Source organism: Tateyamaria armeniaca (assembly GCF_045797845.1).
GTDB lineage: Bacteria > Pseudomonadota > Alphaproteobacteria > Rhodobacterales > Rhodobacteraceae > Tateyamaria > Tateyamaria armeniaca.
In genome coordinates, this window is the sequence record NZ_JBHDIY010000002.1 from 2,302,713 (window position 1) to 2,325,617 (window position 22,905).

A 22,905-nucleotide genomic window follows, 5' to 3' on the forward strand; every position below is an offset into this window, starting at 1 on the left:
ATTTTCCTATTCGTCCAAAAGTGTCGCGCCCGCAGGCACGTCGATAGTGATAAAGCTGCCAGCAGCCCCGCGGCCCAGCAGCAGCGTGCCCTCAAGCCCTTCGATCAGTCCCGAAACGATGCGCCCGCCCATGGTGCGGCTGTCAGGCCACTGCATGTCCTTGGGCACGCCGACGCCATCGTCCGATATGACGAGGCGCAGGCCCCCTGCACTCAGCTGGCTCATGCTCACTTCGACCAGACCACTGTCCATACGATCAAACGCGTGCTGAAAGGCGTTGGTCAACACTTCGGACATCACGAGGCCGACACGGGTGGCGGTTTCGATGGGCACCTCAAGGGGTTCGATCTGCAGGTTCATGCGCACGCCGGGCCGCCCCATCGTATGTGCAATTGCCGCGGCAACACGGGATAGATAGCTGCCCATCGGGATGCTGTCGCGGTTGGACTGCGAATCCGCCAGCTTCATTTCCTCGTAAAGCAGTTGCAGCGTCTCGATGCGGCGATGCAGGGCGGCGTAGTCTTCTGGCACCGACGTGGCACCCGATTGCTGACGGATCATGCCGATCACCAGCGACAGGTCCGTGGCAACACGGTTCTGGATCTCGATCAGCGCGGCATTGATTTCCTCGGCCGAGGTATCGGCGTCGCCGTTTCGCAGCTCTTTCTGAATACCGATGAAGTATTGCAGCTTGCCCGCATCATCATGCAGCGGCGACACGACCAGCCGGTTGCGATACTTTTCGCCGCTGGCACGGTAATTCATGATATCGACGGTAACGGTCTGTTCGTTTTCGATGGCGTGGCGCAGTTTGTCCACGTCGGCCTTGTTCGTATCCTCGCCCTGCAGGAACCGGCAGTTGCGGCCAATGGCGGACGAGCGGGCATAACCTGTGCACCGCGCAAACGCATCGTTCACATAGACAATCGGGTTGTCCTCAAGAAACGGATTGGTCACCACAATCGCAATTTGCGCGCGGTTGTAGCCGTCAAAGGCCGAGTCCTGATCAAGAAGCTGTTCAATAGTGTCTGGCACGATCCTGCTCCCCTTTAGGCCGCGCGCGTTGTTCGTTGTTCAATCCGCTTTTCGTGTTCACCTTGAACGATGCGGTGCACGTAGATGCCAGGCAGGTGGATCGAATCCGGGTCCAGCGAGCCTGTGGGCACAATCTCTTCGACTTCGGCAATGCAGACCTTGCCACACATGGCGGCAGGCGGGTTGAAGTTGCGCGCGGTCTTGCGGAACACGAGGTTGCCGGTGGCGTCGGCCTTCCACGCCTTGACGATGGCCAGATCGGCAAACAGGCCCGTCTCCATGATATAGGTCTCGGGCGCACCGTCGGGTCCTGTGGGGAACTCCTTGTGCTCCTTGCCGTCGGCAATCACGGTGCCCACGCCGGTCTTTGTGTAAAACCCGGGGATGCCACATCCGCCCGCGCGCATCCGCTCGGCCAGCGTGCCTTGCGGGTTGAATTCCAGCTCCAATTCGCCGGACAGGTACTGGCGCATGAATTCGGCATTTTCGCCGACATACGAGCTGATCATCTTTTTGACCTGCCGCGTCTGCAACAGAATGCCGATACCAAAGTCGTCAACACCCGCGTTGTTGGACGCAAAAGTAAGGTCCTTGGTGCCTGCGTCCTTGATCGCGTCGAGCAGCAATTCGGGAATGCCGCACAGGCCAAACCCGCCCGCGGCGATGAACATCCCGTCAAACAAAACACCATCAAGGGCATCTGCCGCCGAGCCATAAATCTTTTTCATTGCTGTCCCCCCGACACTTCCTGAGAAGCCTGATGTTGTTCATAAAATATGTGACGGGCGGGCGCAACAAAGTCAACGGACGCTCGGAGCGGCAGAGCGGATCGGACACCTCTTTGGATGCTAAGGCGATATAATGCAAAATGTGGGCATTTAAGCGGATGTGCATGGCGTCTCTGCACATCCGCAGAGCGGGTTTACCGCTGGTAGGCAGCGACCACACCGGTCAGTCCGGCCTGCATGAACGGGGCGAAATCATTCAGCAGAAACCGCCGGATGGCGGGGCGGGCAAGGAACAGATTGGGCTTGATGTTGTAGTTCCAGATGACGGTCGTATCGCCGCCGGATTGGCCATACTGGAATTCGCCCATGATATGATCGATGACGCGTCCGGACGGCGCGGTGATGTTCCAGATCTGATAGGCGAACCGGTCCGGAGTGTTGGCGATGACCCGCTCATGCGCGCTGTGCCCGCCAGCCAGATCAACCCGCCGGACGGCCCCGACCTCGGGCCAGGTGCCGGACAGGTAGACGATGTTCTCGATCGCGGGGATCGCATCGGTCGCCACAACGAAATCCGTGATCGGGTTGGCATCCATAAAGGCACGGAACGCGGCCACAGTGCCAGGAAAGGTCGCCGTTTCACTGTTCGTCATATAGCGGGCCTGATCGACCAGCGCGGGTGGTGACGGGATGCCGGGCGTCGTTTCCGCAAAGTCCAGTGAAGGGGTCAGTGGCGGCGTGCCTTTGGCCGTGGCGACAAGCGGAATGGCGGCGGCAACAAGAAGGATAGCGGGCAGGAAGGATGCAAGGCGCAAGAGGTGATCTCCTTTTGATACGACGTTCGCACTAAAAGGTGCGAATATCGTAGTATTTGGGATTGGCTCTTGCCAGTTCAAGGGGCTTTGGTCAGAAAACCGCATGAGCAAAGAGTGCAGATTGCTGGAATACGTCCGCGTGTTGATGCGTGTCATGCTGGTGAGCGAACGCACATCGGCAGAGCATCAGCACGTGATCAAGTTCAACGCGCTCGATTTTCATATGCTTGGAATGCTGCGCGAGGCCTCAAGCCTGCGCGCCTCGGCTATGGCCGATATGCTGGGGGTGGCACCGACAACCGCCAGCAGCGTGATCGCGCGTCTGGTCAAGCGCGGCTATATCGCGCGCACCCAAAGCGAAGAGGATCGGCGCGCCTATGACCTGACCCTGACCGAACAGGGGCGCAAGATCGCCGAAGCGATCCACCGCCAGGATATTCAGAATATGGGTGTTTTCCTGTCCGCCCTGTCCGAGGGCGATCAGGAGACGTTTCTGAGCCTTATGGATCAGGTCGTCGCGCGTGTCGCCGCCCTTGAGGACGGGGCGACGTCAGGCTGACTTTTTCTTGGCCGGCTTCTTTTTCGCCGCCGCCTTTTTCCTGGCAGGCTTCTTCTTGGCGGGCGCTTTTTCGGCGATCAGTTGGACGGCCATGTCCATTGTTACATCTTCCGGCTCGGTGCCCTTGGGGATCGTCGCATTGACCTTGCCCCATTTGACGTAAGGCCCGTACTTGCCCTTCATCACCGCCACTGGCCCACCCTCATCGGGATGTTCGCCCAATTCGTGCAGTGGCTTGGCCGCCACCCCGCGTCCACCACGGCTGGCCACCTTCTCTGCCAGCAATTGCACTGCGCGGTTCATGCCAACAGTCCACACCTCGTCGATCCCTTCGAGGTTGGCGTTGGTACCGCCACGATCAGACGTGCTTTCGGCATGTTTGATGTAGGGGCCATAGCGCCCGATATTGGCCCAGACCATCACGCCGTCCTCGGGATGGGGGCCGATTTCGCGGGGCAGGGACAGCAACATGACAGCACGGTCCAGCTCCAGCTCTTCTGGTGCCCAATCCTTGGGGATCGATTGGCGAGGGGGTTTCTTGTTCTCTTCAGTGATGGCCCCGCGTTGGACATATGGGCCAAAGCGCCCTTTGAAGACGCGGATTTCGTCGCCATTGTCTTCGCCCAGCAGCTTGCCCTCGGGCGGGATCGCGCTGGCCTCAGCTTCCGGGTCCGGCGGGCCGAAGGGGCGGGTGTAGCGGCATTCGGGATAGTTCGAGCAGCCGATAAAGGCCCCGCCCGAGCGCGCGGTGCGCATGCTGAGCCGCCCAGCCCCGCAATTCGGACACAGGCGCGGATCGCCCCCATCCTCAAGCGGCGGGAACAGGTGGGGTTCCAGCACCTCGTTGATCTTTTCCAACACCTCGGTGATGCGCAATTCGCTGGTTTCGGCGATGGCGGCGGAAAAATCGGTCCAGAACCGGCCCAGCACGTCCTTGTAGTCGCGATCCCCGGCGCTGACATCGTCCAGCTGTTCCTCAAGATCGGCGGTGAAATCATAGCCCACATAGCGGCGGAAATAGTTTTCAAGGAAAGCAATCACCAGCCGCCCCTTGTCCTCGGGGATCAGGCGGTTGCGGTCTTTGCGCACGTATCCGCGATCCTGAATCGTGGTGACGATGCTGGCATAGGTCGAGGGGCGGCCAATGCCCAGCTCTTCCATCCGCTTGACCAGCGTAGCTTCGGTGTAGCGGGGCGGGGGCTGGGTGAAATGCTGTTCAGGGGTGACACCGCGTTTGTCGGCAGCCTCGCCTTCGCTCAGTTGCGGCAGGCGCTTGTCGTCATCATCGACAACCTCGTCATCGCGGCCCTCTTCGTAGACACGCAGGAACCCGTCGAACAGAATGACCTGACCGGTGGCGCGCAGACCAACCTGGCCGTCGGCACTGCCGATTTCGACCGTGGTGCGCTCAAGCCGTGCACCTTCCATCTGGCAGGCAAGAGTGCGTTTCCAGATCAGATCGTACAGCTTGCGCTGATCGGCATCGGTGATCTTGAGCGCATCGGCATCCTTGGCCATGTCGGTGGGGCGGATACATTCGTGCGCTTCCTGGGCGTTCTTGGCCTTGTTCTTGTAGATGCGCGGCTTGTCCGGAACATAGTCGGCACCGTAACGATCCTTGATCGCATCGCGCGCCATCGTCACGGCTTCGGGGGCCATATCGATCCCATCGGTCCGCATGTAAGTAATATAGCCGGCCTCATACAGCCGCTGCGCTGTGCTCATCGCTGCGCGCGCGCCCATGCCGAACTTGCGGCTCGCCTCTTGCTGCAGGGTCGATGTCATGAACGGGGCCGACGGGTTGCGCGATGCGGGCTTGGCCTCGACCGACTGGATTTTCAGATCGCGGCTTGAGATGGCCTGCACCGCCATTTCGGCCTGCGTCTGGTTTTCCAGATCAAAGCGGTCAAGCTTTTTACCCGCAAGGCTGACAAGGCGCGCCTCGTATTCCTGTCCGCGGGGGGAGGCGAGCACAGCCTTGACCGACCAGTATTCGCGATTGCGGAACGCTTCGATCTCCATCTCACGCTCGGTCAGGATGCGCAGGCAGACAGACTGCACGCGCCCTGCGGATTTCGCTCCGGGCAGCTTGCGCCACAAAACGGGGGACAGGTTGAAGCCGACCAGATAGTCCAGCGCGCGGCGTGCCAGATAGGCCTCCACCAGCGGCATGTCGACCTGGCGGGCATTGGCCATGGCCTCGGACACGGCGGCCTTGGTGATGGCATTGAAGGTGACGCGGCTGACGGGTGTGTCTTTCTTGATCGACTTGCGCTTGGTCAGGGCCTCTTGCAGGTGCCAGCTGATCGCTTCGCCCTCGCGGTCAGGGTCAGTTGCGAGGATCAGCGCATTGTCGTCCTTCAGCGCATCGGCAATCGCCTTCATGTGCTTTTTGCTGTCGCTGGCGACCTCCCAAAGCATCTCGAATCCATTGTCGGGATCGACCGATCCGTCCTTGGGCGGCAGGTCACGGACATGTCCGTAGCTTGCCAGAACGGTATAGTCATCGCCCAGATATTTGTTGATTGTCTTGGCTTTAGCCGGGGATTCTACAACGACGACAGGCATTTAACGGATCAACCTCTGACCGGGAAAACTGGGTGCTCTATGACCGCGCTAGATGTGGGGTGCAAGGGTTGAATGTCAACTGACTGTTGTGGGGGGTGTCTAACTGGCACGTGTCAGAAGACCGCCGGGGGCGCGATCGATGCTGCCATCCAGTTCAAGTTCGACAAGAACCGGGGCCACCTTGGCCGAGGGCGCACCAAGGTCACGGATCAGCTGATCTTCGGCCAATGGCGAGGGGCCAAGGCGCGACAGGATCTGGCTGTGCAGGTTGGCGGTTTCGCGCAAAGTGCGGGTGTCGCGCGGTGGGGCAGCGGGTGCCTCAAGCGGCAGTTCCGGCGCGCGCCGGGCAATCGGGGCCAGCGCCTCGATCACGTCGGCGGCGTCGCGCACAAGGGTCGCGCCGTCGCGGATCAGCATGTTGCACCCGGACGCGCGCGCATCCATGGGATGCCCCGGCACCGCCAGCACATCGCGGCCCAGATCAAGGGCGTCGCGCGCCGTGATCAGGCTGCCGGATTTCGCCGCGGCCTCCACAACGACTGTGGCCTGGGCGAGGCCCGAGATCAGGCGATTGCGCGCCGGGAAATGTCGCGCCATCGGTTGCAGACCCATCGGTTGCTCGCTGACGCGCGCTCCCTTTTGGGCGATGTTCATGGCCAGTTCAGCGTTTTCCGCCGGATAGATGGTGTCGACCCCGCCCGCCTGCACAGCGATTGTTCCGGTCTCAAGCGCGGCCAGATGGGCGGCGGCATCCACGCCGCGCGCAAGGCCTGACACAACCACATATCCCGCAGTCCCCAGATCACGCGCCAGCCCCCGCGCCATGCGCGTCCCCAGCGACGAGGCATTGCGCGCCCCGACCAATGCAATGGCAGGCTTTTGCAGCCAGGCAATGTCCCCGATCACCCACAGGAAGGGCGGGGCATCACGCAGCTCATTCAGGGCCTCTGGATAGTCGGGGGTGCCTTGGGCGATCAGACGGGCACCAGCGGCGCGGCCCGCTTTCAGCTCTGCGTGAATGACGCCTTCGGGACAGATGGTGTATTTCGAAACGCCCGCGGCGCGCGCTACCTCTGGTAGCGCGGCCAGCGCGTTTTGCGCGGTGCCGTGTTCAATCAGCAGACGTTGATACGTCGATATGCCGACCCGGCGTGAGCGCAACAGACGAAGACACGAGAACTGGTCATCTTCCGAGGTGGGTGGGAGTGGGGGGTGAGTGGAAGAAGGATGGGTATCCTTTTCAGTCATCCGTTGCTCCGTCCGTTGCTGAATTTGTTATAGAATCAGCAAGGTTAACAACGCATGAACACTACCGGAGCAATACGAGACAAACCCGTTGTTCCTTGATTTCGCTCCGCTATTTTGTCGCAGTTCTGCATTTCCGGAACGGAACAAGAACGCAAATCACACGCCCTCCTCCCCCGAAATAGCGAGGTTGAGTGCAGACTTCGCGTTCAACCTGGCGGCGACTCGAGGCATACCTGCGAATCTCAGGACGCAGACCCGCCCACCGTCAGCCCGCCAATCATCAATGTCGGTTGTCCCACACCCACAGGCACCCACTGTCCGGCCTTGCCGCAATTGCCCATGCCGGGATCAAGCGCCATGTCGTTGCCGATGGCGCGGATTTGTTTCAGCGCAGTCGCCCCGTCACCGATCAGGGTCGCGCCCTTGACGGGTGCGCCGACTTTTCCGTTCTCGACGCGGTAGGCCTCGGTGCAGGAAAAGACAAACTTGCCATTGGTGATGTCGACCTGACCACCGCCAAAGCCCACTGCGTAAATCCCGTCCTTCAAATCCGCCACAATGTCGCCGGGGGCAACGTCACCGCCCAGCATATAGGTGTTGGTCATGCGCGGCATCGGCGCATGGGCATAGCTTTGGCGGCGCCCGTTGCCCGTGGCCTTCACGCCCATCAGGCGGGCGTTTTGGCGGTCCTGCATATAGCCGACCAGCACACCGTCCTCGATCAGCACGTTCTTGGCGCTGGGCGTTCCCTCGTCATCGACCGTAATTGATCCGCGCCGATCCGGGATCGTGCCGTCATCCAGCACGGTGACGCCGCGCGCGGCGATCTGCTGACCCATGAGGCCTGCAAAGGCCGAGCTGCCCTTGCGGTTGAAATCCCCCTCAAGGCCGTGCCCGATGGCCTCGTGCAGCAGGATGCCGGGCCAGCCGGGGCCGAGCACGACGTCCATCACGCCCGCCGGGGCAGGGACAGCATCAAGGTTGACCACCGCAACCCGCAGCGCCTCGCGCGCCTTGGCCTGCCAGTCGGCCCTGTCGATCAGCCCGTCAAGACCAACGCGCCCGCCACCCCCGGCACTGCCACTTTCGCGCCGCCCGTCCTTTTCAACGATGACCGAGATGTTGAGACGGCTCATCGGGCGTACATCGCGCACTGTGTGCCCATCGGCGCGCAAAATCTCGATCTCCTGCAACGACGCGGCAAGGGACGCGGACACCTGCACAACGCGCGAATCAAGATCGCGCAGATAGGCATCGACTTCTTTCAGGGTCTCCAGCTTGACCGGAAATGTCGCGCCACTGATCGGATCGTCCGAAGTATAGAGGTGGCGATTGGTGGCTTGCGGGGCGTCTGCCATGCTCCCGCCACCCTCACCAACCGCCAGACGGGCCGTGTCGGCCGCACGGCGCAGGGCGGATTCGCTGATCTCGGTAGAATGGGCATAGCCTGCCACCTCGCCGCGCACCGCACGCAGGCCAAAGCCCTTGGCAGCATCATAACTTGCCGTTTTCAGGCGGCCATCGTCATATACCAGCGCTTCCGAGCGGCGTTGTTCGAAAAACAACTCGCCATCATCGGCCCCGGCCGTGGCGGCGCGCAGCACGTCCAGTGCAGTGTCTCGATCAACCTCTGTGTCCAGAGGGGCGAAGGGGGCGTCGGTCATGGCAGGCTCCTGCAGGTTCATGGGGGCTGAAATATGCGCGAAGCGTCCGTTTGACGCGCCCCTTAAGTCTTTATCTTGCGATCAAGATATGATTGTAAGTTCCGGTAATACAACGGGAGGAGGGTGCGGTGCGCGTATTCGCCCTCTCGCCGACCCCAGGATCGCTCCAAACAAGTTCAGGACGACGACATGAAAAAGCTTTTCTCGATATCGGGCGTTTTTGCCGCTTTGGCCGCCGCCCCCGCTTGGGCCCAGGACGGGCTCGAAGTGATTGGCCGCCCGATTGATGGTGCCATGGGCTTTCAGCCCGCCGCGACCGAAGTGGCGCGTCGCCTGCAATGGCTCGATGGCATGATCCTGGTGATCATCACCGCCATCACGCTGTTTGTGACCGCGCTGCTGGCATGGGTCGTCATTCGCTACAACCGCAAGCGGAACCCCGAAGCGGCGACATTCACGCACCACACCCCGATCGAGGTCGCGTGGACGGTCATTCCGATTGTCATCCTTGTCTTCATCGGCGCGTTTTCCCTGCCCACACTGTTCCATCAGCAGGAAATCCCCGAAGCGGACATCACGATCAAGGCAACGGGCTACCAGTGGTTCTGGGGCTATGAATATGTGGACGAAGGCTTTGGCTTTGACGCCTACATGATTGGCGCACCGGCCACGGGGGGTGACAACTCACTGACGCCCGAAACCGAGGCGGCACTGGTCGAGGCAGGCTATTCCCGCGAAGATTTCCTGCTGGCGACCGACAACGCGATGGTGATCCCTGTTGGCAAAACCATCGTCGTTCAGGTCACGGGCGCTGATGTGATCCACGCATGGACCATCCCCGCCTTTGGCGTGAAACAGGATGCCGTGCCCGGACGTCTGGCCGAGTTGTGGTTCGAGGCTGAAAAGGAAGGCGTCTATTTCGGCCAGTGTTCCGAACTGTGCGGGATTGCCCACGCCTACATGCCCATCACAGTCAAGGTAGTCTCGGAAGAGGCCTATGCCCAATGGCTGAGCGAGGCCAAGGCAGAGTTTGCAGGCACGCCCAAGACGCTGACCGTCGCGTCGAACTGAACCCGTAAGGTGGGGTTCAACCCCACCTTACACCCCAGCTTGAGCTACAGGTGCACATGACCGACGTCAGTTTCCAGAATCAACCGCAAGAGGCCGAGGCGTCCTTGGGCGATTATTTCGCCCTGATGAAGCCGCGCGTGATGCAGTTGGTGGTCTTTACGGCCGTCGTGGGCCTGCTGGCGGCCCCTGTGTCGGTGCATCCGGTCATCGCTTTTGCCTCGATCCTGTTCGTGGCCATCGGGGCAGGGGCCTCGGGCGCGCTGAACATGTGGTGGGATTCCGATATCGACGGCGTGATGCGCCGCACGGCCAAACGCCCCATCCCTGCAGGCAAAGTCACCGCGGACGAGGCCAAGGTGCTGGGCTTTGCCCTGTCCGGCATGTCGGTGATGATGCTGGCGCTCAGCGCGAACCTGCTGGCCGCCTTCCTGCTGGCCTTCACCATCTTTTTCTACCTCGTGATCTATTCCATGTGGCTGAAACGCCTGACGCCGCAGAACATCGTGATCGGCGGGGCCGCAGGGGCTTTCCCGCCCGTGATCGGCTGGGTCATCGCAACCGGCTCCATGTCTGTCGAGGCGTGGCTCATGTTTGCGCTGATCTTCATGTGGACGCCGCCCCATTTCTGGGCGCTGGCGCTGTTCATGAAGTCTGACTACGACGATGCGGGCGTGCCCATGCTGACCGTGACTCATGGGCGCAAGTCCACGCGCAAACATATCCTCGTTTACACCGTGCCGCTGGTCATTCTTGCCGTGGCAACGGCCTTCACAGGCATCGGTGGCCCGGTCTACCTTGCGGCGGCGCTGGTGCTGAACGCGCTGTTCCTCAAAGGGGCCTACGACATCTGGCGCCGGGACGAGGCGCAAGCCGAAGCCGATGAATACAAGGTCGAAAAGGCGTTCTTCCGCCTGTCGCTGTGGTACCTGTTCCTACATTTCGGGGCCATTCTGACCGAGGCCATCCTGCCCGCAGCATGGGGGATCTGGACATGAGCATTCGCGCCGAACACGAAATCCACCAACGCCGCAAAGGCCGCAATGTGGGTGTCGGCCTGATGCTGGCCGCCTTCGTCGTGCTGATCCTCGCGCTGACCTTCGTCAAGATCACCGGCGGCGATTTCGAGATGCCGCGGATCGAGGAGGGGCAGTGATGCGCCTGTCCGGTCCCGCAAAAACGGTCGCGCAAACCTTAAGCCTTGTGGTCGTCATGGGCGGCCTCGCCTGGGCGTCCGTGCCGTTTTACGACTGGTTCTGCCGGGTCACAGGCTTTGGCGGGACGCCGGGCATCAGTGAGGTCGCAAACGACGAAATTCTGGAACAGACGATCAAAGTGCGCTTTGACGCTTCGCTGGAACGCAACATGCCGTGGCAATTCACACCTGTTGTGCGTGAGATGGAATTGCGCATCGGCGAAACCGGGCTTGCCTTTTACGAGGCCTACAACCCAACGGACAAACCCGTCGCAGGGTCAGCCAGCTACAATGTCGCGCCTTACGAGGCGGGCGGCTTCTTCTCGAAAATCGACTGCTTCTGCTTTGAAGAGCAGGTGCTGGCCCCGGGCGAACGCGTCCAGATGCCGGTGACGTTCTATGTGGACCCGGAAATTGTGACGGACCGGGACGCAAAATACGTGCACTCGATCACGCTCAGCTATACATTTTACCAAATTGACCTGCCCGACGGTTACGCCGCTGTGGATCAGGCCTCTGATACCAACCTGAACTAAGGGACGAACCATGGCCCACGCAAAAAATCACGACTATCACATTCTGGCCCCGTCGACGTGGCCACTGCTGGGGGCGCTGGCGGGCTTTACCATGCTGTTTGGCGCGGTGTGCTGGATGTCAGGTGGCATGACCATCCTGTTCAAGTCGGTGGAACTAAGCGGCCCCTGGCTGTTCCTGATGGGCTTTGTCGCCGTGCTTTATGTCATGTTCGGCTGGTGGGCCGACGTCGTGGCCGAAAGCCGGGTGGGCGATCACACGCCCGTCGTGCGGATCGGCCTGCGCTACGGGTTCATCCTGTTCATCATGTCCGAAGTCATGTTTTTCGCGGCGTGGTTCTGGTCCTTCTTCAAACACGCCATCTACCCGATGAGCGACTATGTCGGCACCACCTATGTGCAGCCGGAAATCTACCATGTGGATGCGTTCCACCTGCCGCTGATCAACACGCTGGTGCTGCTGCTGTCGGGCTGTGCCGTGACATGGGCGCACCACGCGCTGGTGCATGGCGGACCGCGCAAGGATCTGATCAACGGTCTGGCCATTGCGGTGGTTCTGGGCGTGCTCTTCACCTTCCTGCAGGCCTATGAATACAGCTATCTGCTCTATCAGGGCTGGGAATTCGGCGGGGACAAGTTCTACTCCAACTTCTTCATGGCCACAGGGTTTCATGGGGCGCACGTGATCATCGGGACGATCTTCCTGTTCGTCTGTCTGGTGCGCGCGATGCGCGGCCACTTCACCGAAGACAAGCATATCGGGTTCGAAGCGGCGGCATGGTACTGGCACTTTGTGGATGTGGTCTGGCTCTTCCTTTTCTTTGCCGTCTACATCTGGGGCGTGGCACAGATGCCCGGCGCGCACTAAGCGCTCGCTCACCAGGGCAAGACCAAAGCGCGCGGGTTCCGCGCGCTTTTCACGTTAAACGGGGACAGGATGCAGATGGGGCGCCTCTGGTTTCTTTTGACATTCGGGCTGATCGGCACGGGCATTCTGATCGCGCTTGGCACCTGGCAAATCCAGCGGCTGGCGTGGAAACAGGATGTGCTGGCCCGGATCGAGGCGCAGATCAGCGCCGCACCCATCCCGCTGTCCGAGGCACTGGAGCCCGAATTTCGCCGCTATGCCCCGGTCGAGGTGACGGGGCAATTCGGCGCGGATCACATCCGTATGCTGGCCTCACGCCGGACAACCGGGGCGGTCTATCGCATCATCCGTCCGTTTCAGACGGCAGAGGGGCGGGCCGTACTGATCGACACCGGCTGGCAACCTCAGGCCCGCGATGTGGCGGGCGCGCCGTTGGCCCCACTGACCCTCATCGGCAATCTTGATGCCCCGCAAGAGGCCGACGGGTTCACGCCACCCCCGGACATCGATGCCAATATCTGGTTTGCACGCGACGTGCCTGCGATGGCCGCCGCCCTGAACACAGACCCGGTGCTGGTTGTGCTGCGCGATGCGCCGGAAACAGACCTTGGCGTGACGCCGTGGCCGGTAGACACCGCTGGTATTCCAAACGATCACCTGCAATACGCCATCACCTGGTTCTCGCTGGCCTTGATCTGGGCTGGCATGACTTCCTACTTCCTGTGGCGCACCCGCCGCAGTTCCGCACCGAAAGGCTAAAGACCGATGCGCTATATCTCGACCCGTGGCCAGGCACCCGCGCTGACATTCGAGGACACGATGTTAACCGGCCTTGCCCGCGACGGGGGCCTCTATGTGCCCGAAACCATCCCGCAGATGGACGCCCACGCCATCGCCGCCATGGGCGGGCAAAGCTACGAAGAGATTGCCTATACCGTCATGCGTCCCTTTGTCGGGGATACCTTCACGGATGCCGAATTCCGCGGCTGTATCAACCGCGCCTATGCAGGCTTTGGCCACGCCGCCCGCGCGCCGCTGGTGCAGCTTGAACAGGGGCATTTCCTGCTTGAGCTGTTTCACGGGCCCACGCTGGCCTTCAAGGATTTTGCGATGCAGCTGATCGGTCAGCTGTTCCAGACCGCCCTTGCTCGGCGCGGGGAACGGGTGACGATCGTGGGGGCGACGTCTGGCGACACCGGCTCCGCCGCAATCGAGGCGTTCCGGGGTCTCGACAATGTCGATGTCTTCATCCTCTACCCGCACAACCGCGTTAGCGAAGTGCAGCGGCGCCAGATGACGACTCCGACCGAAACCAATGTGCACGCACTGGCCGTCGATGGTGATTTTGACGACTGTCAGGCCCGCCTCAAGGACATGTTCAACGATTTTGATTTCCGCGACGGGGTCAAACTGGCAGGCGTGAACTCGATCAACTGGGCGCGGGTGCTGGCGCAGGTGGTCTACTACTTCTCTGCTGCCGCCTCGCTGGGGGCCCCCACGCGCAAGGTCAGCTTTACGGTGCCCACGGGCAACTTTGGCGACATCTTTGCAGGCTACATCGCCAAGCGGATGGGCCTGCCCATCGACCGCCTCGTGGTCGCGACCAACCAGAACGACATCCTGCACCGCGCGCTGTCAGGGCAGGGCTATCACAAGGGCGACACGATCCCGTCGATCAGCCCGTCCATGGACATTCAGGTCAGCTCGAACTTTGAACGCGCGCTCTTTGATGCCTATGGGCGCGATGGGGGTGCGGTGGCGCAACTGATGGACGAATTGAAAGCAGGCGGGTTCGAGGTGAGCCAGGGCGCGATGCAGGCCCTGCAGGATCATTTCGATTCAGGCCGCGCATCCGAAGCAGACACAAGTGCCGCCATCACCCGCACGCTCGACGAAACGGGCGAGCTTTTGTGCCCACACTCCGCCGTCGGGGTGCATGTCGCCGCCGATCACATCGACGCAGGCACGCCTATGGTCACGCTGGCCACGGCGCACCCTGCGAAATTCCCCGACGCGGTCGAGGCGGCCACGGGCATACGCCCCCCTCTTCCCCGCGCATGGCGGACCTGTATGAACGCCCCGAACGGTTGACCCGCGTGCCCAACGATCTTGAGGCACTCAAGGCCCACATCACGAAACATCGCGCGAAATGAGACCACTGATTTGAGCACGCAGACACATACCCTTTCCAACGGGTTTCGCATCGTCACTGAACATATGCCGGGCCTCGCCTCGGCCTCCATCGGGGTCTGGGTCGGTGCCGGGGCGCGCCACGAGGCAAGCGATCAGAACGGCATCGCGCATTTTCTTGAGCACATGGCGTTCAAGGGCACGCAAAAACGCAGCGCGCTGCAGATCGCCGAAGCAATTGAAGATGTAGGTGGCTACATCAACGCCTATACCAGCCGCGAGGTGACGGCCTACTACGTCCGCGTGTTGGAAAATGACGTGCCGCTGGCGCTGGACGTTTTGGCCGACATCCTGCTGAACCCGGTCTTTGACGAAAGCGAGATCGAAGTCGAGCGCGGCGTGATCCTGCAAGAGATAGGCCAAGCGCTCGATACCCCGGACGACGTGATTTTCGACTGGTTGCAGGAACAGGCCTATCCCGAACAACCCCTTGGTCGCACTATCCTTGGACCCAGTGAACGTGTGTCCGCCTTTGACCGCAATGATCTCGCGCGCTTTGTCGGGCAGCATTACGGCCCCGAACAGATGATCCTGTCCGCCGCCGGTGCGGTGGATCACGACACGCTTGTGCGTATGGCCGAAGAGTTCTTTGGCCACCTGCCGCGCCGCCCGCTTCTGGTGGCCGATGCGGCCCGCTTTTCGGGTGGGGAATTCCGGCAGGGCAAGGCACTGGAACAGGCCCATTTCGCGCTCGCCTTTGAATCACCGGGCTACCGCGACGATGCCATCTATACCGCGCAGGTCTATGCCAGCGCCATCGGCGGCGGCATGTCGTCCCGCCTGTTCCAGGAAATCCGCGAAAACCGCGGCCTGTGCTACACGATCTTTGCCCAGGCCGGGGCCTATGCCGACACTGGCATGACCACGATATATGCCGGAACATCCGCCGATCAGATCAGCGATCTGGCCACCATCACCGTGGACGAGATGAAGCGGGCAGCGGGCGACATCAGCCAGGCCGAAGTGGACCGCGCCCGCGCGCAGATGAAAGCCGGGCTGCTTATGGGCCTCGAAAGCCCCTCCAACCGGGCCGAGCGTCTGGCGCGGCTGGTGCAGATCTGGGACCGGGTGCCGCCGCTTGCGGAAAGCGTGGCGCTGATCGATGCGATCACAGTCACAGACGTGCGCGATTTCGCCGAACAGATGGCTGGCAAGGCCCCGATGGCCATGGCGCTTTATGGCCCCGTTGACGCAGCCCCCAGCCGGGACGCCCTAGAGGAGCGCCGCGCTGCCTGATGCTGCTTGCGAAACGGAAATTGCAGATCGAGACAGAGCGCATGAGCCTGCGCCCGCCTGCACATTCCGATTTTCGCACCTGGACGGCCCTGCGCGCAGCCAGCGCGGATCACCTCACGCCGTGGGAACCAAGCTGGGCGAACGATCACCTGACGCGCAAGGCGTTCACCAACCGGGTCTATTGGGCGCAACGCTCGGTCGCTGCGGGAACGGCACTGCCGCTGTTCCTGTTCCGGCGCAAGGATGACGCGCTGATGGGGGCGATCACGCTCGACAACATCCGGCGCGGGCCTGCACAGGCGGGCACCTTGGGCTACTGGACAGGGGTGCAATTCGCGCGCCAGGGCTATATGCGCGAGGCGATCCTGTCGGTCGTGCACTACGCCTTCAACCGCCTCGACCTCAGCCGGATCGAGGCCGCCTGCCTGCCCGAAAACGCAGCCTCGCGCGCCTTGCTCGAAACCTGCGGGTTCAAATACGAAGGGGTGGCCCAAAGCTATCTTCAGATCGACGGGCGCTGGCGTACGCATGTTCTTTACGCATCCTTGCGCATGGATCGGCGCGGACGGACCGAAGCGGGATAAATTCCGCGCGAGGGCGCGCAAAGCTTTTTGAAAATCACAGGCGACGCTCTAACCTCTTGCCATGCGCCTCATTCTGATCTGCCTCACACTCTTACTGCTCCCCCTCACTACTGCGGCCCAGCAAACCCGCACCCCCAGCCATTGCATCGCGCTGGCCGGTGACATCGACGGGGCCACCTACGTTCACAAGGCCAGCTACAATGTCGATGTGGCCCCTGAAACGGTGCGCATCCACTATATCGCCCACGCCTCTTTCCTGATCCGCACTGCGGGGGGCCTGAACATGGTCACGGATTTCACAGGGTTCACCGGGTCCGCCCCGATGATCCCGGACGTGGTGACGATGAACCACGCACATGAAACCCACTGGACCGCCTTTCCTGATCCTGCCATCCCGCATGTTCTGCCCGGTTGGGGCGAATTCGGACAAGGGATCGACCACCGCGTTGATCTTGGCGAAGTGTTGGTGCGCAATGTCTCGACCGACATCCGCTCGCAATTTTCGGGGATCGAGGACAACGGGAATTCCATCTTCATCTTCGAAGTGGCAGGCCTGTGCATCGGGCATCTGGGGCACCTGCATCACGAACCCAACGACGAACAATATGCCGCCATCGGGCGTCTGGACGTGGTCATGGCGGCGGTGGACGGTGGTATGACCGTCGATCTGCCCACGATGATGCGGATCGTGGATCGGCTGCGCTCTTCCATCGTGATCCCGATGCACTGGTTTGGCGACTATACGCTGAACACGTTTCTGGACGGGATGCGCGATACATTTCAGGTGGTTGAGGTCGGCGGACCGGCGCTGGATGTCTCGCTCGACCGTCTGCCCAGCCGCCCGACGATTATGGTGTTGCGCCCCGCTTGGCTGCAAGTACAACCGGACTAGCCCCGGGCGTCACGTGGCCCCCAAGCGGGCGCTGCACATGTCAAAGCCAAAGGGGCCAACCCATGCTGAATTCCCTGACCCCAGAGCGCGCGGCGGCATTGCGCAAGGCATTGCCCGCCGACCGATTTGCCGAGGCAGATGCCGCGCAGTTGCAGGAACCGCGCGGGCGCTATCAGGGCAGGGCGGGCCTTGTCGCGCGCCCGCGCAGTACTGAAGAGGTGGCCGACCTTGTGCGCGCCGCAGCGCAGGCACGCGTGCCGGTGATCCCCTATGGCGGCGGGACCGGGTTGGTTGGTGGGCAATTGACTCCGGACGGGCCCTTGCCACTGGTGCTCAGCCTTGATCGGATGAGCGCGATCCGCGACGTCTATCCTCAGGAAAACGTTTTGGTGGCCGAGGCGGGGGCGATCCTCGCGGATGTTCAGGCCTCCGCGGAAAAAGTGCGCCGCCTGTTTCCGCTGTCGCTGGCCTCCGAAGGGTCGGCGCGGATCGGCGGGCTCTTGGCCACAAACGCTGGCGGCACGGGCGTGCTGCGCTATGGCAATGCGCGCGATCTGTGTCTGGGGATCGAGGCTGTGCTGCCCTCGGGCGACATCTATCACGGCCTCAGCCGCCTGCGCAAAGACAACACCGGCTACGATCTGCGCCACCTGATGATCGGGGCCGAAGGCACACTTGGCATCATCACGGCGGCCTCGCTGAAACTGTTTGCCCAGCCCAGCCAGATGGGCACCGCGCTTTTGCAGGTGGGCTCGCCAATGGCGGCCCTTCAATTGCTGGCATTGGTGCGAGACCAGGTCGGGGAAAGCGTCAGCGCGTTCGAGTTGATCCACCGCCAAGGCTTTGATTTTCTGGCTGAAACCATGCCGCAGGTGCGCAACCCATGGGCCGAAACGCCCGAATGGTGCGTGCTAGTCGACCTTGGCCTGTCAGGTCGCGTGACCCCTCAGGCCGCCCTTGAACGCCTCTTTGAAACGGCGGTGGCCGAAGGGTTGGTCGTCGATGGTATGATCGCCCAAAGCGAAGCGCAACGGGCCGATTTCTGGTCGATCCGCGAAAGCATTCCCGAGGCCAACCGCCGGATCGGGTCTGTGTCATCGCACGACATATCGCTGCCCCTCAGTGCGCTTGCGGACTTCATTGCTGAAGGTGGGACACGCATTGCCGCCTTGGGCGATTTTCGCATCAACTGCTTTGGCCATGTGGGCGATGGAAACCTGCACTACAACGTCTTTCCGCAGCCGGGCAAAACACGGGCCGATCACATGGATGCGCGCGATGAGATCAAGAAGACAGTGCACGATCTGGTGCACGAAATGGACGGATCGGTGAGTGCCGAACACGGTATCGGGCGGCTCAAGGTCGATGATCTGGAACGCTACGGTGATCCGGCGAAACTGATGGCGATGCGCGCGATCAAGGCAGCGCTTGATCCGGTCGGCATCATGAACCCCGGCGCGGTGCTGCGCGTGTGAGAAACCTGCCTGCTATCCTACGTGTGCCGCTGATTGTCAGCCAGGGGCTGTGGGTGGCGGCACGGGCCACGCGCCTGCCCGAAGCCGCCGGACCACGACAGGGTCAGTCCGGGCAGGGCACGCCGCTGCGGCTGCTGATCCTTGGCGACAGCTCAGCCGCAGGCGTCGGGGTTGATCATCAGGACAACGCACTTTCGGGTCGGTTGGTGGCGCGGCTGGCCGCAACTCACAGCGTCGACTGGCACCTCTGGGCGCGGTCCGGCCTCACCACATCCTCGGCCTTGCGCCTGCTGGCGGCGCAGGAAACACGGGCCTTCGACATCGCCGTACTCGCGCTTGGGGTGAATGACGTCAAAAACGGGGTGCACCTCAGACGCTGGCAGACGAATTACCAACGCCTGATTGCCGTTCTCAGGACTCGGCTCAACGTGCGCCAGATCTATGCCTCAGGTGTCCCGCCGCTTGGATCATTTCCGCTCTTGCCCGACCCGTTGCGCAGCGTGCTGGGCGCACGGGCGGATCGCTTTGATGCCGCGCTCGGTGCGATCTGTGCAGGCGCCGGGCATGCGCATCATCTCGCCTTTGACATCCCCCTTGATCCCCAGTTTGTCGCCGCTGACGGGTTTCACCCCAGTGCGGTGCTCTACGATATCTGGGCTGCGCAGGTTGCGGCAGCAATACACGCGCATCCCCTGACATCCGCTGCGCCCTGAAAGGTCACAGCGCCGTTACGCAGATGCAGCCTAGTCCCCGTCAAACGCACATAGGGCATGAACTTCCATCCCCATCGCTTCCAGCCGTTTGCGCCCACCAAGATCGGGCAGGTCGATGACAAAGGCGCAGGACACGATCTTTCCGCCCAGCCGTTCAATCAGCTTGATGCCAGCCTCGGCGGTGCCGCCGGTGGCCAACAGATCGTCCACAACCAGAACCGTTTCGCCCGCCTTGATCGCGTCGTCATGCACCTCGACAATCGCCTCGCCGTATTCCAGCGTATAGGCCTCGGAAATGGTGGCACCGGGCAGCTTGCCCTTTTTGCGGATGGGGACAAACCCGACCGACAGTTGGTGGGCGATGGCCCCGCCAAGGATGAAACCGCGCGCTTCCAGCCCGACCACCTTGTCGATGCGCAGGCCCGCATAGGGGTGCAGCATCTGGTCAATCGCCATGCGAAATCCACGCGGGTCCGCAAACAACGTGGTCACGTCGCGAAACATGATCCCTTCATGGGGGAAATCGACGATGGTGCGGATATAGTCCTGCACGGTTTTGGTGGCTGGCATCATAAGGCTCCGTATCCTATCTCGGGGCATGTGACCGAATGCGAAGCACTTGCGCAAGGAGATTGACCCGCGTGAAACGGCGCAACCTTGTGATGGGCGGTGCCCTGGTGGCCGTTGCCGCCGGGTGGCAGGTCTTTGGCGTGCGCCCGCCTGCATTGTCGTTTCGGCCCATCAGCGGCGCACAAGGGTGGCGGTTTGCAGCACTTGGCGATGTGTCGGGGGCCAGTGCCGCTGGCTTCATGACCGTGGGTCTGCAGGACGGGCCAGCCGCCTTGCTGCTGCGCAGCTTGATCAGGTCGTGCACCGCGATGCGCAAAAGGTGGCCGTGCCGGTGGCCGTGTTCTCGGATTTCTTCTGTCCCTACTGCCGGGGCCTCATCGCGCGGCTGACAACGCGCACTGCCGCGCCGCCCATCGCGATCAGCTGGCATGAATTGCCCGTGCTCGGGCCGAACTCTGTTCTGGTGGCGCAAGCGGCAGAGGCCGCCGGGCTGCAAGGCGGATACACCGCCTTTTACACCCAGCTTTTGCGCGACGGGTTTCGCCCGGTGCCCGCGTGGCTGGGTGAGGTTGCGCAGGCCGCGGGCCTTGATGGCGCCAGATTGGTGCGTGACATGGATGGCCCCGACGTATCCGCCCGCCTGCTTGCTTCCGCGCGCGCGGCCAGAACGCTGGGATTTGTCGGCACACCGGGGCTGGCTGTCGCCCGCTCTGCCGTACTGGGGGCGTTGCGGGCGGATCAGATGGAAAGTCTGATCGGCGAAGCCGCAGCCACCGCCTGATCCGAACGCATCACAGCATCCGGCCCGCAACCGCATCCAGCTTCGCCACAAGGGCCGCATCACGCGCCTCTGGCCGGGTCAGGATCGCATATTCCAGCGCACGGTCGCAGCCATGCGGGCAGGGCGCGCGGTCGGCCCCAAGCAGCGCGGGCAGCCTGGCCACCATGGTGCCCGCCTTGTCTGCATTGCCCATCAGGGTCTCGATGATCTTGGTCACATCGACCTCTCCATGGTCGGGATGCCAGCTGTCATAATCGGTGATCATCGCGACAGAGGCATAGCACAGCTCCGCCTCGCGGGCGAGCTTGGCCTCGGGCATGTTGGTCATCCCGATCACATCCGCGCCCAAGCTTTCGCGGTACATCTTTGACTCCGCCAGTGTGGAAAATTGCGGCCCTTCCATGGCAAGGTAAGTGCCCGAACTGTGGACATTAATGCCGGTGTCGGTTGCGGCTGTGATACACGCCTGCGACAGCCGCGGACAGGTCGGATGTGCCACACTCACATGGGCGACACAGCCGGTGCCGAAAAATGATTTCTCCCGCGCGAATGTCCGGTCGATGAACTGGTCGACAACCACGAAATCGCCCGGCGCCATCTCTTCACGGAAACTGCCGCAGGCCGAGACCGAGATGACATCCGTCACCCCCAGACGTCTCAGAGCATCGATATTGGCGCGATAGGGCACGGTTGTCGGACTGTGCACATGCCCACGCCCGTGGCGGGGCAAAAAGGCCATGGCGACCCCATCCAGCGTACCCGTCAGGATCTGATCTGACGGCGCGCCCCAGGGCGAGTCCACGCTGACCCATTCCGCCCCGTCCAGCCCGTCAATGTCATAGATGCCTGAGCCGCCGATCACGGCAATTTTGGTGCTTGTCATGCGGGGCTCCCTGCGCAGAGTTTCCGCGGACTAAAACAGGCAAATCAGCGACGCACAAGCCGTACACGGACCATGTACGGCTTGTGCCACCATTTGGTGCCTATCAGTCCTTTTGTGAGGCATGCCGTCAAAGGCGTGCGCCCGTGAGCTTATGCTATGTCAGGCGGCGCGGCGTATGCGCAGAACGCCGAACCCGGCAAGCCCTGCGATCAACAGCGGCAGACCCGCAGGCAGCGGCACGGGGGCCACTTCACTGGCGGCAACCACGTCACGGAACCGGTCCGCAACGGCGGCCTGTGCGACACGGTTGGGGTGAATTGGGTCGATGAAAAAGAACGCGTCCGCCAGTGTGATGTCGGTGTCATTCGGTGAACCGGGCGAAAAGGCGCAGGTCGCAAGCGGGTTCTGGTTGGACAGATCGAACGAACACGGGTCGTTGATGTTGATCCCGTTTGCGACCGCTTCCCCCAGCAGCTCCTTAAAGACTGCGTTCAGATCGAATTCGATGATGTTGATCCCATCGGCGCGCAAGGCCGCGATGTTTGCCGAAATCTGCGTGTTAAACCCGGCCACTTCCTGCGCAGCCAGCGGCGCAAACGGGGCCGTGCCGAAAACCGGATTGGTAAAGAGGGGCGTCAGCGTCAGGTCCGGCAGATTGAACACGACGAAATCGTTGAACTCCGTGTCGATGGCCTTGATCGCGCGAATGTTTGCCTCAACGGCGTCCGCCGCAAGTGCGCCAATGCCGGGCAGCACATTGCCCGGGGCAGTTGCGCCGTCCGGGAAGCCGATGTTTTGCAGGATGTCATTATTGCCGATCAGCACCGAAAACAGGGGACGATCGCCCAAGGCTGCGCGCCCGAACGGGTCAGCGGCAATGCCGCCGAGCGTTGCCACTTGCCCTGCAAAAGTTCCAAACTGGGGCGGCAGCGGGTTTTCGTTCTGAATGCGCGCGGTGGCACCACCAATGGCGAGATCTGCGGCAAAGCCGAAATCCTGCGCGATGTTTTCGACGGCAGTGATGCCGTTGGAAAACCGCCCTTCCAGGGAAGGTGGCCCATTCTCGAACGGAGTGCCGCCCAGCTTGCCGTCATCCGACAGGCTGTCACCGATGGCGACAAAGCTGGAAAAATAATTGGAAAGATCGACGGGGGCCGCCGATAGAGATGTAGCAAGCGCCATCGCGCAGGCCGCCAGTGTAATAACTTTCATTTCTGTTGCGCCTCCCAGCATGGTTTTCCGAGTGCGGAAATAGTCCCTCTTTCAAGCATCAGGTTGCGGGTTTGAAAAAGCAACGGTG

General features: G+C 61.9%; 22 protein-coding genes and 1 pseudogene. 14 read left to right on the plus strand and 9 right to left on the minus strand.

Annotated features, from left to right (window positions below; all coding sequences use genetic code 11):
• Window positions 1–6: 6 nt before the first annotated feature.
• The 3 genes from ACERZ8_RS11640 to ACERZ8_RS11650 all read right to left on the minus strand — a co-directional run bounded on the left by ACERZ8_RS11640 (window position 7) and on the right by ACERZ8_RS11650 (window position 2,578).
• A complete protein-coding gene (locus ACERZ8_RS11640; RefSeq protein ID WP_407592352.1) occupies window positions 7–1,035 on the minus strand; it encodes a PAS domain-containing protein in 1,029 nt (342 codons plus the stop codon).
• 14 nt (window positions 1,036–1,049) lie between these two features.
• Window positions 1,050–1,763 (minus strand): CoA transferase subunit A, encoded by a 714-nt coding sequence (locus ACERZ8_RS11645; RefSeq protein WP_407592353.1) that lies wholly within the window; start codon window positions 1,761–1,763, stop codon window positions 1,050–1,052.
• 194 nt (window positions 1,764–1,957) lie between these two features.
• The gene (locus ACERZ8_RS11650; RefSeq protein WP_407592354.1) at window positions 1,958–2,578 is read right to left on the minus strand and encodes an SRPBCC family protein; all 621 of its coding nucleotides are present in this window, start codon (window positions 2,576–2,578) and stop codon (window positions 1,958–1,960) included.
• A 103-nt stretch (window positions 2,579–2,681) separates the two neighbouring features.
• On the opposite strand from ACERZ8_RS11650, the gene ACERZ8_RS11655 reads away from it, so the two are divergent.
• Window positions 2,682–3,137, plus strand: a complete 456-nt coding sequence (locus tag ACERZ8_RS11655) for a MarR family winged helix-turn-helix transcriptional regulator (protein WP_407592355.1) — start codon at window positions 2,682–2,684, stop codon at window positions 3,135–3,137.
• Here the strand turns inward: ACERZ8_RS11655 and topA are convergent.
• The 3 genes from topA to tldD form a co-directional block, all read right to left on the minus strand.
• Window positions 3,129–5,705 (minus strand): type I DNA topoisomerase, encoded by a 2,577-nt coding sequence (gene topA, locus ACERZ8_RS11660; RefSeq protein WP_407592356.1) that lies wholly within the window; start codon window positions 5,703–5,705, stop codon window positions 3,129–3,131. The two genes, ACERZ8_RS11655 and topA, sit on opposite strands and share 9 nt — an antisense overlap.
• A 99-nt stretch (window positions 5,706–5,804) precedes the next feature.
• Entirely contained in the window at window positions 5,805–6,953 is a 1,149-nt protein-coding gene (dprA, locus tag ACERZ8_RS11665; RefSeq protein WP_407592357.1) for a DNA-processing protein DprA, read from the minus strand.
• Between the two features lie 242 nt (window positions 6,954–7,195).
• Window positions 7,196–8,617: a metalloprotease TldD gene (tldD, locus tag ACERZ8_RS11670; protein WP_407592358.1), complete on the minus strand. Its 1,422-nt coding sequence runs from the start codon at window positions 8,615–8,617 to the stop codon at window positions 7,196–7,198.
• Window positions 8,618–8,806: 189 nt separating this feature from the next.
• Between tldD and coxB the strand changes: the two genes are divergently transcribed.
• The 12 genes and pseudogenes from coxB (at window position 8,807) to ACERZ8_RS11730 (ending at window position 19,371) form a co-directional block, all read left to right on the plus strand.
• On the plus strand, window positions 8,807–9,688 hold the full coding sequence (gene coxB / locus ACERZ8_RS11675; protein WP_407592359.1) for a cytochrome c oxidase subunit II: 882 nt from the start codon (window positions 8,807–8,809) through the stop codon (window positions 9,686–9,688).
• A 56-nt stretch (window positions 9,689–9,744) separates the two neighbouring features.
• Window positions 9,745–10,683: a heme o synthase gene (locus ACERZ8_RS11680; protein WP_407592360.1), complete on the plus strand. Its 939-nt coding sequence runs from the start codon at window positions 9,745–9,747 to the stop codon at window positions 10,681–10,683.
• A complete protein-coding gene (locus ACERZ8_RS11685; RefSeq protein WP_407592361.1) occupies window positions 10,680–10,841 on the plus strand; it encodes a cytochrome C oxidase assembly protein in 162 nt (53 codons plus the stop codon). Before ACERZ8_RS11680 ends, ACERZ8_RS11685 begins: the two co-directional genes overlap by 4 nt.
• The gene (locus ACERZ8_RS11690) at window positions 10,841–11,416 is read left to right on the plus strand and encodes a cytochrome c oxidase assembly protein (RefSeq protein WP_407592362.1); all 576 of its coding nucleotides are present in this window, start codon (window positions 10,841–10,843) and stop codon (window positions 11,414–11,416) included. The genes ACERZ8_RS11685 and ACERZ8_RS11690 overlap by 1 nt, the downstream gene beginning before the upstream one ends.
• A gap of 10 nt (window positions 11,417–11,426) precedes the next feature.
• Window positions 11,427–12,281, plus strand: a complete 855-nt coding sequence (locus ACERZ8_RS11695) for a cytochrome c oxidase subunit 3 (RefSeq protein WP_407592363.1) — start codon at window positions 11,427–11,429, stop codon at window positions 12,279–12,281.
• Window positions 12,282–12,356: 75 nt separating this feature from the next.
• A complete protein-coding gene (locus ACERZ8_RS11700; protein ID WP_407592364.1) occupies window positions 12,357–13,040 on the plus strand; it encodes an SURF1 family protein in 684 nt (227 codons plus the stop codon).
• 6 nt (window positions 13,041–13,046) lie between these two features.
• Window positions 13,047–14,434, plus strand: a pseudogene (gene thrC / locus ACERZ8_RS11705) (threonine synthase).
• A gap of 10 nt (window positions 14,435–14,444) precedes the next feature.
• A complete protein-coding gene (locus tag ACERZ8_RS11710; protein ID WP_407592365.1) occupies window positions 14,445–15,707 on the plus strand; it encodes a M16 family metallopeptidase in 1,263 nt (420 codons plus the stop codon).
• The gene (locus ACERZ8_RS11715) at window positions 15,707–16,291 is read left to right on the plus strand and encodes a GNAT family N-acetyltransferase (protein ID WP_407592366.1); all 585 of its coding nucleotides are present in this window, start codon (window positions 15,707–15,709) and stop codon (window positions 16,289–16,291) included. The genes ACERZ8_RS11710 and ACERZ8_RS11715 overlap by 1 nt, the downstream gene beginning before the upstream one ends.
• Window positions 16,292–16,352: 61 nt before the next feature.
• A complete protein-coding gene (locus tag ACERZ8_RS11720; protein WP_407592367.1) occupies window positions 16,353–17,183 on the plus strand; it encodes an MBL fold metallo-hydrolase in 831 nt (276 codons plus the stop codon).
• A 62-nt stretch (window positions 17,184–17,245) separates the two neighbouring features.
• On the plus strand, window positions 17,246–18,658 hold the full coding sequence (locus ACERZ8_RS11725; protein WP_407592368.1) for an FAD-binding oxidoreductase: 1,413 nt from the start codon (window positions 17,246–17,248) through the stop codon (window positions 18,656–18,658).
• 23 nt (window positions 18,659–18,681) lie between these two features.
• The gene (locus tag ACERZ8_RS11730; RefSeq protein ID WP_407592369.1) at window positions 18,682–19,371 is read left to right on the plus strand and encodes an SGNH/GDSL hydrolase family protein; all 690 of its coding nucleotides are present in this window, start codon (window positions 18,682–18,684) and stop codon (window positions 19,369–19,371) included.
• Between the two features lie 30 nt (window positions 19,372–19,401).
• On the opposite strand, the gene ACERZ8_RS11735 is transcribed toward ACERZ8_RS11730, so the two are convergent.
• Complete coding sequence (locus ACERZ8_RS11735; protein WP_407592370.1) at window positions 19,402–19,941, minus strand: adenine phosphoribosyltransferase; 540 nt, start codon at window positions 19,939–19,941, stop codon at window positions 19,402–19,404.
• A 187-nt stretch (window positions 19,942–20,128) separates the two neighbouring features.
• Here ACERZ8_RS11735 and ACERZ8_RS11740 point away from each other — a divergent pair, with 187 nt between their 5' ends.
• The gene (locus ACERZ8_RS11740; protein ID WP_407592371.1) at window positions 20,129–20,722 is read left to right on the plus strand and encodes a DsbA family protein; all 594 of its coding nucleotides are present in this window, start codon (window positions 20,129–20,131) and stop codon (window positions 20,720–20,722) included.
• Window positions 20,723–20,732: 10 nt separating this feature from the next.
• On the opposite strand, the gene ACERZ8_RS11745 is transcribed toward ACERZ8_RS11740, so the two are convergent.
• Both ACERZ8_RS11745 and ACERZ8_RS11750 read right to left on the minus strand, forming a co-directional pair.
• Entirely contained in the window at window positions 20,733–21,605 is an 873-nt protein-coding gene (locus ACERZ8_RS11745) for an S-methyl-5'-thioadenosine phosphorylase (protein ID WP_407592372.1), read from the minus strand.
• A gap of 159 nt (window positions 21,606–21,764) precedes the next feature.
• Window positions 21,765–22,817: an SGNH/GDSL hydrolase family protein gene (locus ACERZ8_RS11750; protein ID WP_407592373.1), complete on the minus strand. Its 1,053-nt coding sequence runs from the start codon at window positions 22,815–22,817 to the stop codon at window positions 21,765–21,767.
• Between the last annotated feature and the right edge of the window lie 88 nt (window positions 22,818–22,905).

What these genes read in the sequence shown, in the direction of transcription:
- coxB (WP_407592359.1), top strand. Translation starts at nt 8,807, where the DNA reads ATGAAAAAGCTTTTCTCGATATCGGGCGTTTTTGCCGCTTTGGCCGCC.
- ACERZ8_RS11690 (WP_407592362.1), top strand. Translation starts at nt 10,841, where the DNA reads ATGCGCCTGTCCGGTCCCGCAAAAACGGTCGCGCAAACCTTAAGCCTT.
- topA (WP_407592356.1), bottom strand. Translation starts at nt 5,705, where the DNA reads ATGCCTGTCGTCGTTGTAGAATCCCCGGCTAAAGCCAAGACAATCAAC.
- ACERZ8_RS11745 (WP_407592372.1), bottom strand. Translation starts at nt 21,605, where the DNA reads ATGACAAGCACCAAAATTGCCGTGATCGGCGGCTCAGGCATCTATGAC.
- ACERZ8_RS11685 (WP_407592361.1), top strand. Translation starts at nt 10,680, where the DNA reads ATGAGCATTCGCGCCGAACACGAAATCCACCAACGCCGCAAAGGCCGC.
- ACERZ8_RS11680 (WP_407592360.1), top strand. Translation starts at nt 9,745, where the DNA reads ATGACCGACGTCAGTTTCCAGAATCAACCGCAAGAGGCCGAGGCGTCC.
- ACERZ8_RS11645 (WP_407592353.1), bottom strand. Translation starts at nt 1,763, where the DNA reads ATGAAAAAGATTTATGGCTCGGCGGCAGATGCCCTTGATGGTGTTTTG.
- dprA (WP_407592357.1), bottom strand. Translation starts at nt 6,953, where the DNA reads ATGACTGAAAAGGATACCCATCCTTCTTCCACTCACCCCCCACTCCCA.
- ACERZ8_RS11750 (WP_407592373.1), bottom strand. Translation starts at nt 22,817, where the DNA reads ATGAAAGTTATTACACTGGCGGCCTGCGCGATGGCGCTTGCTACATCT.
- ACERZ8_RS11655 (WP_407592355.1), top strand. Translation starts at nt 2,682, where the DNA reads ATGAGCAAAGAGTGCAGATTGCTGGAATACGTCCGCGTGTTGATGCGT.
- ACERZ8_RS11700 (WP_407592364.1), top strand. Translation starts at nt 12,357, where the DNA reads ATGGGGCGCCTCTGGTTTCTTTTGACATTCGGGCTGATCGGCACGGGC.
- ACERZ8_RS11720 (WP_407592367.1), top strand. Translation starts at nt 16,353, where the DNA reads ATGCGCCTCATTCTGATCTGCCTCACACTCTTACTGCTCCCCCTCACT.
- ACERZ8_RS11695 (WP_407592363.1), top strand. Translation starts at nt 11,427, where the DNA reads ATGGCCCACGCAAAAAATCACGACTATCACATTCTGGCCCCGTCGACG.
- tldD (WP_407592358.1), bottom strand. Translation starts at nt 8,617, where the DNA reads ATGACCGACGCCCCCTTCGCCCCTCTGGACACAGAGGTTGATCGAGAC.
- ACERZ8_RS11735 (WP_407592370.1), bottom strand. Translation starts at nt 19,941, where the DNA reads ATGCCAGCCACCAAAACCGTGCAGGACTATATCCGCACCATCGTCGAT.
- ACERZ8_RS11725 (WP_407592368.1), top strand. Translation starts at nt 17,246, where the DNA reads ATGCTGAATTCCCTGACCCCAGAGCGCGCGGCGGCATTGCGCAAGGCA.
- ACERZ8_RS11715 (WP_407592366.1), top strand. Translation starts at nt 15,707, where the DNA reads ATGCTGCTTGCGAAACGGAAATTGCAGATCGAGACAGAGCGCATGAGC.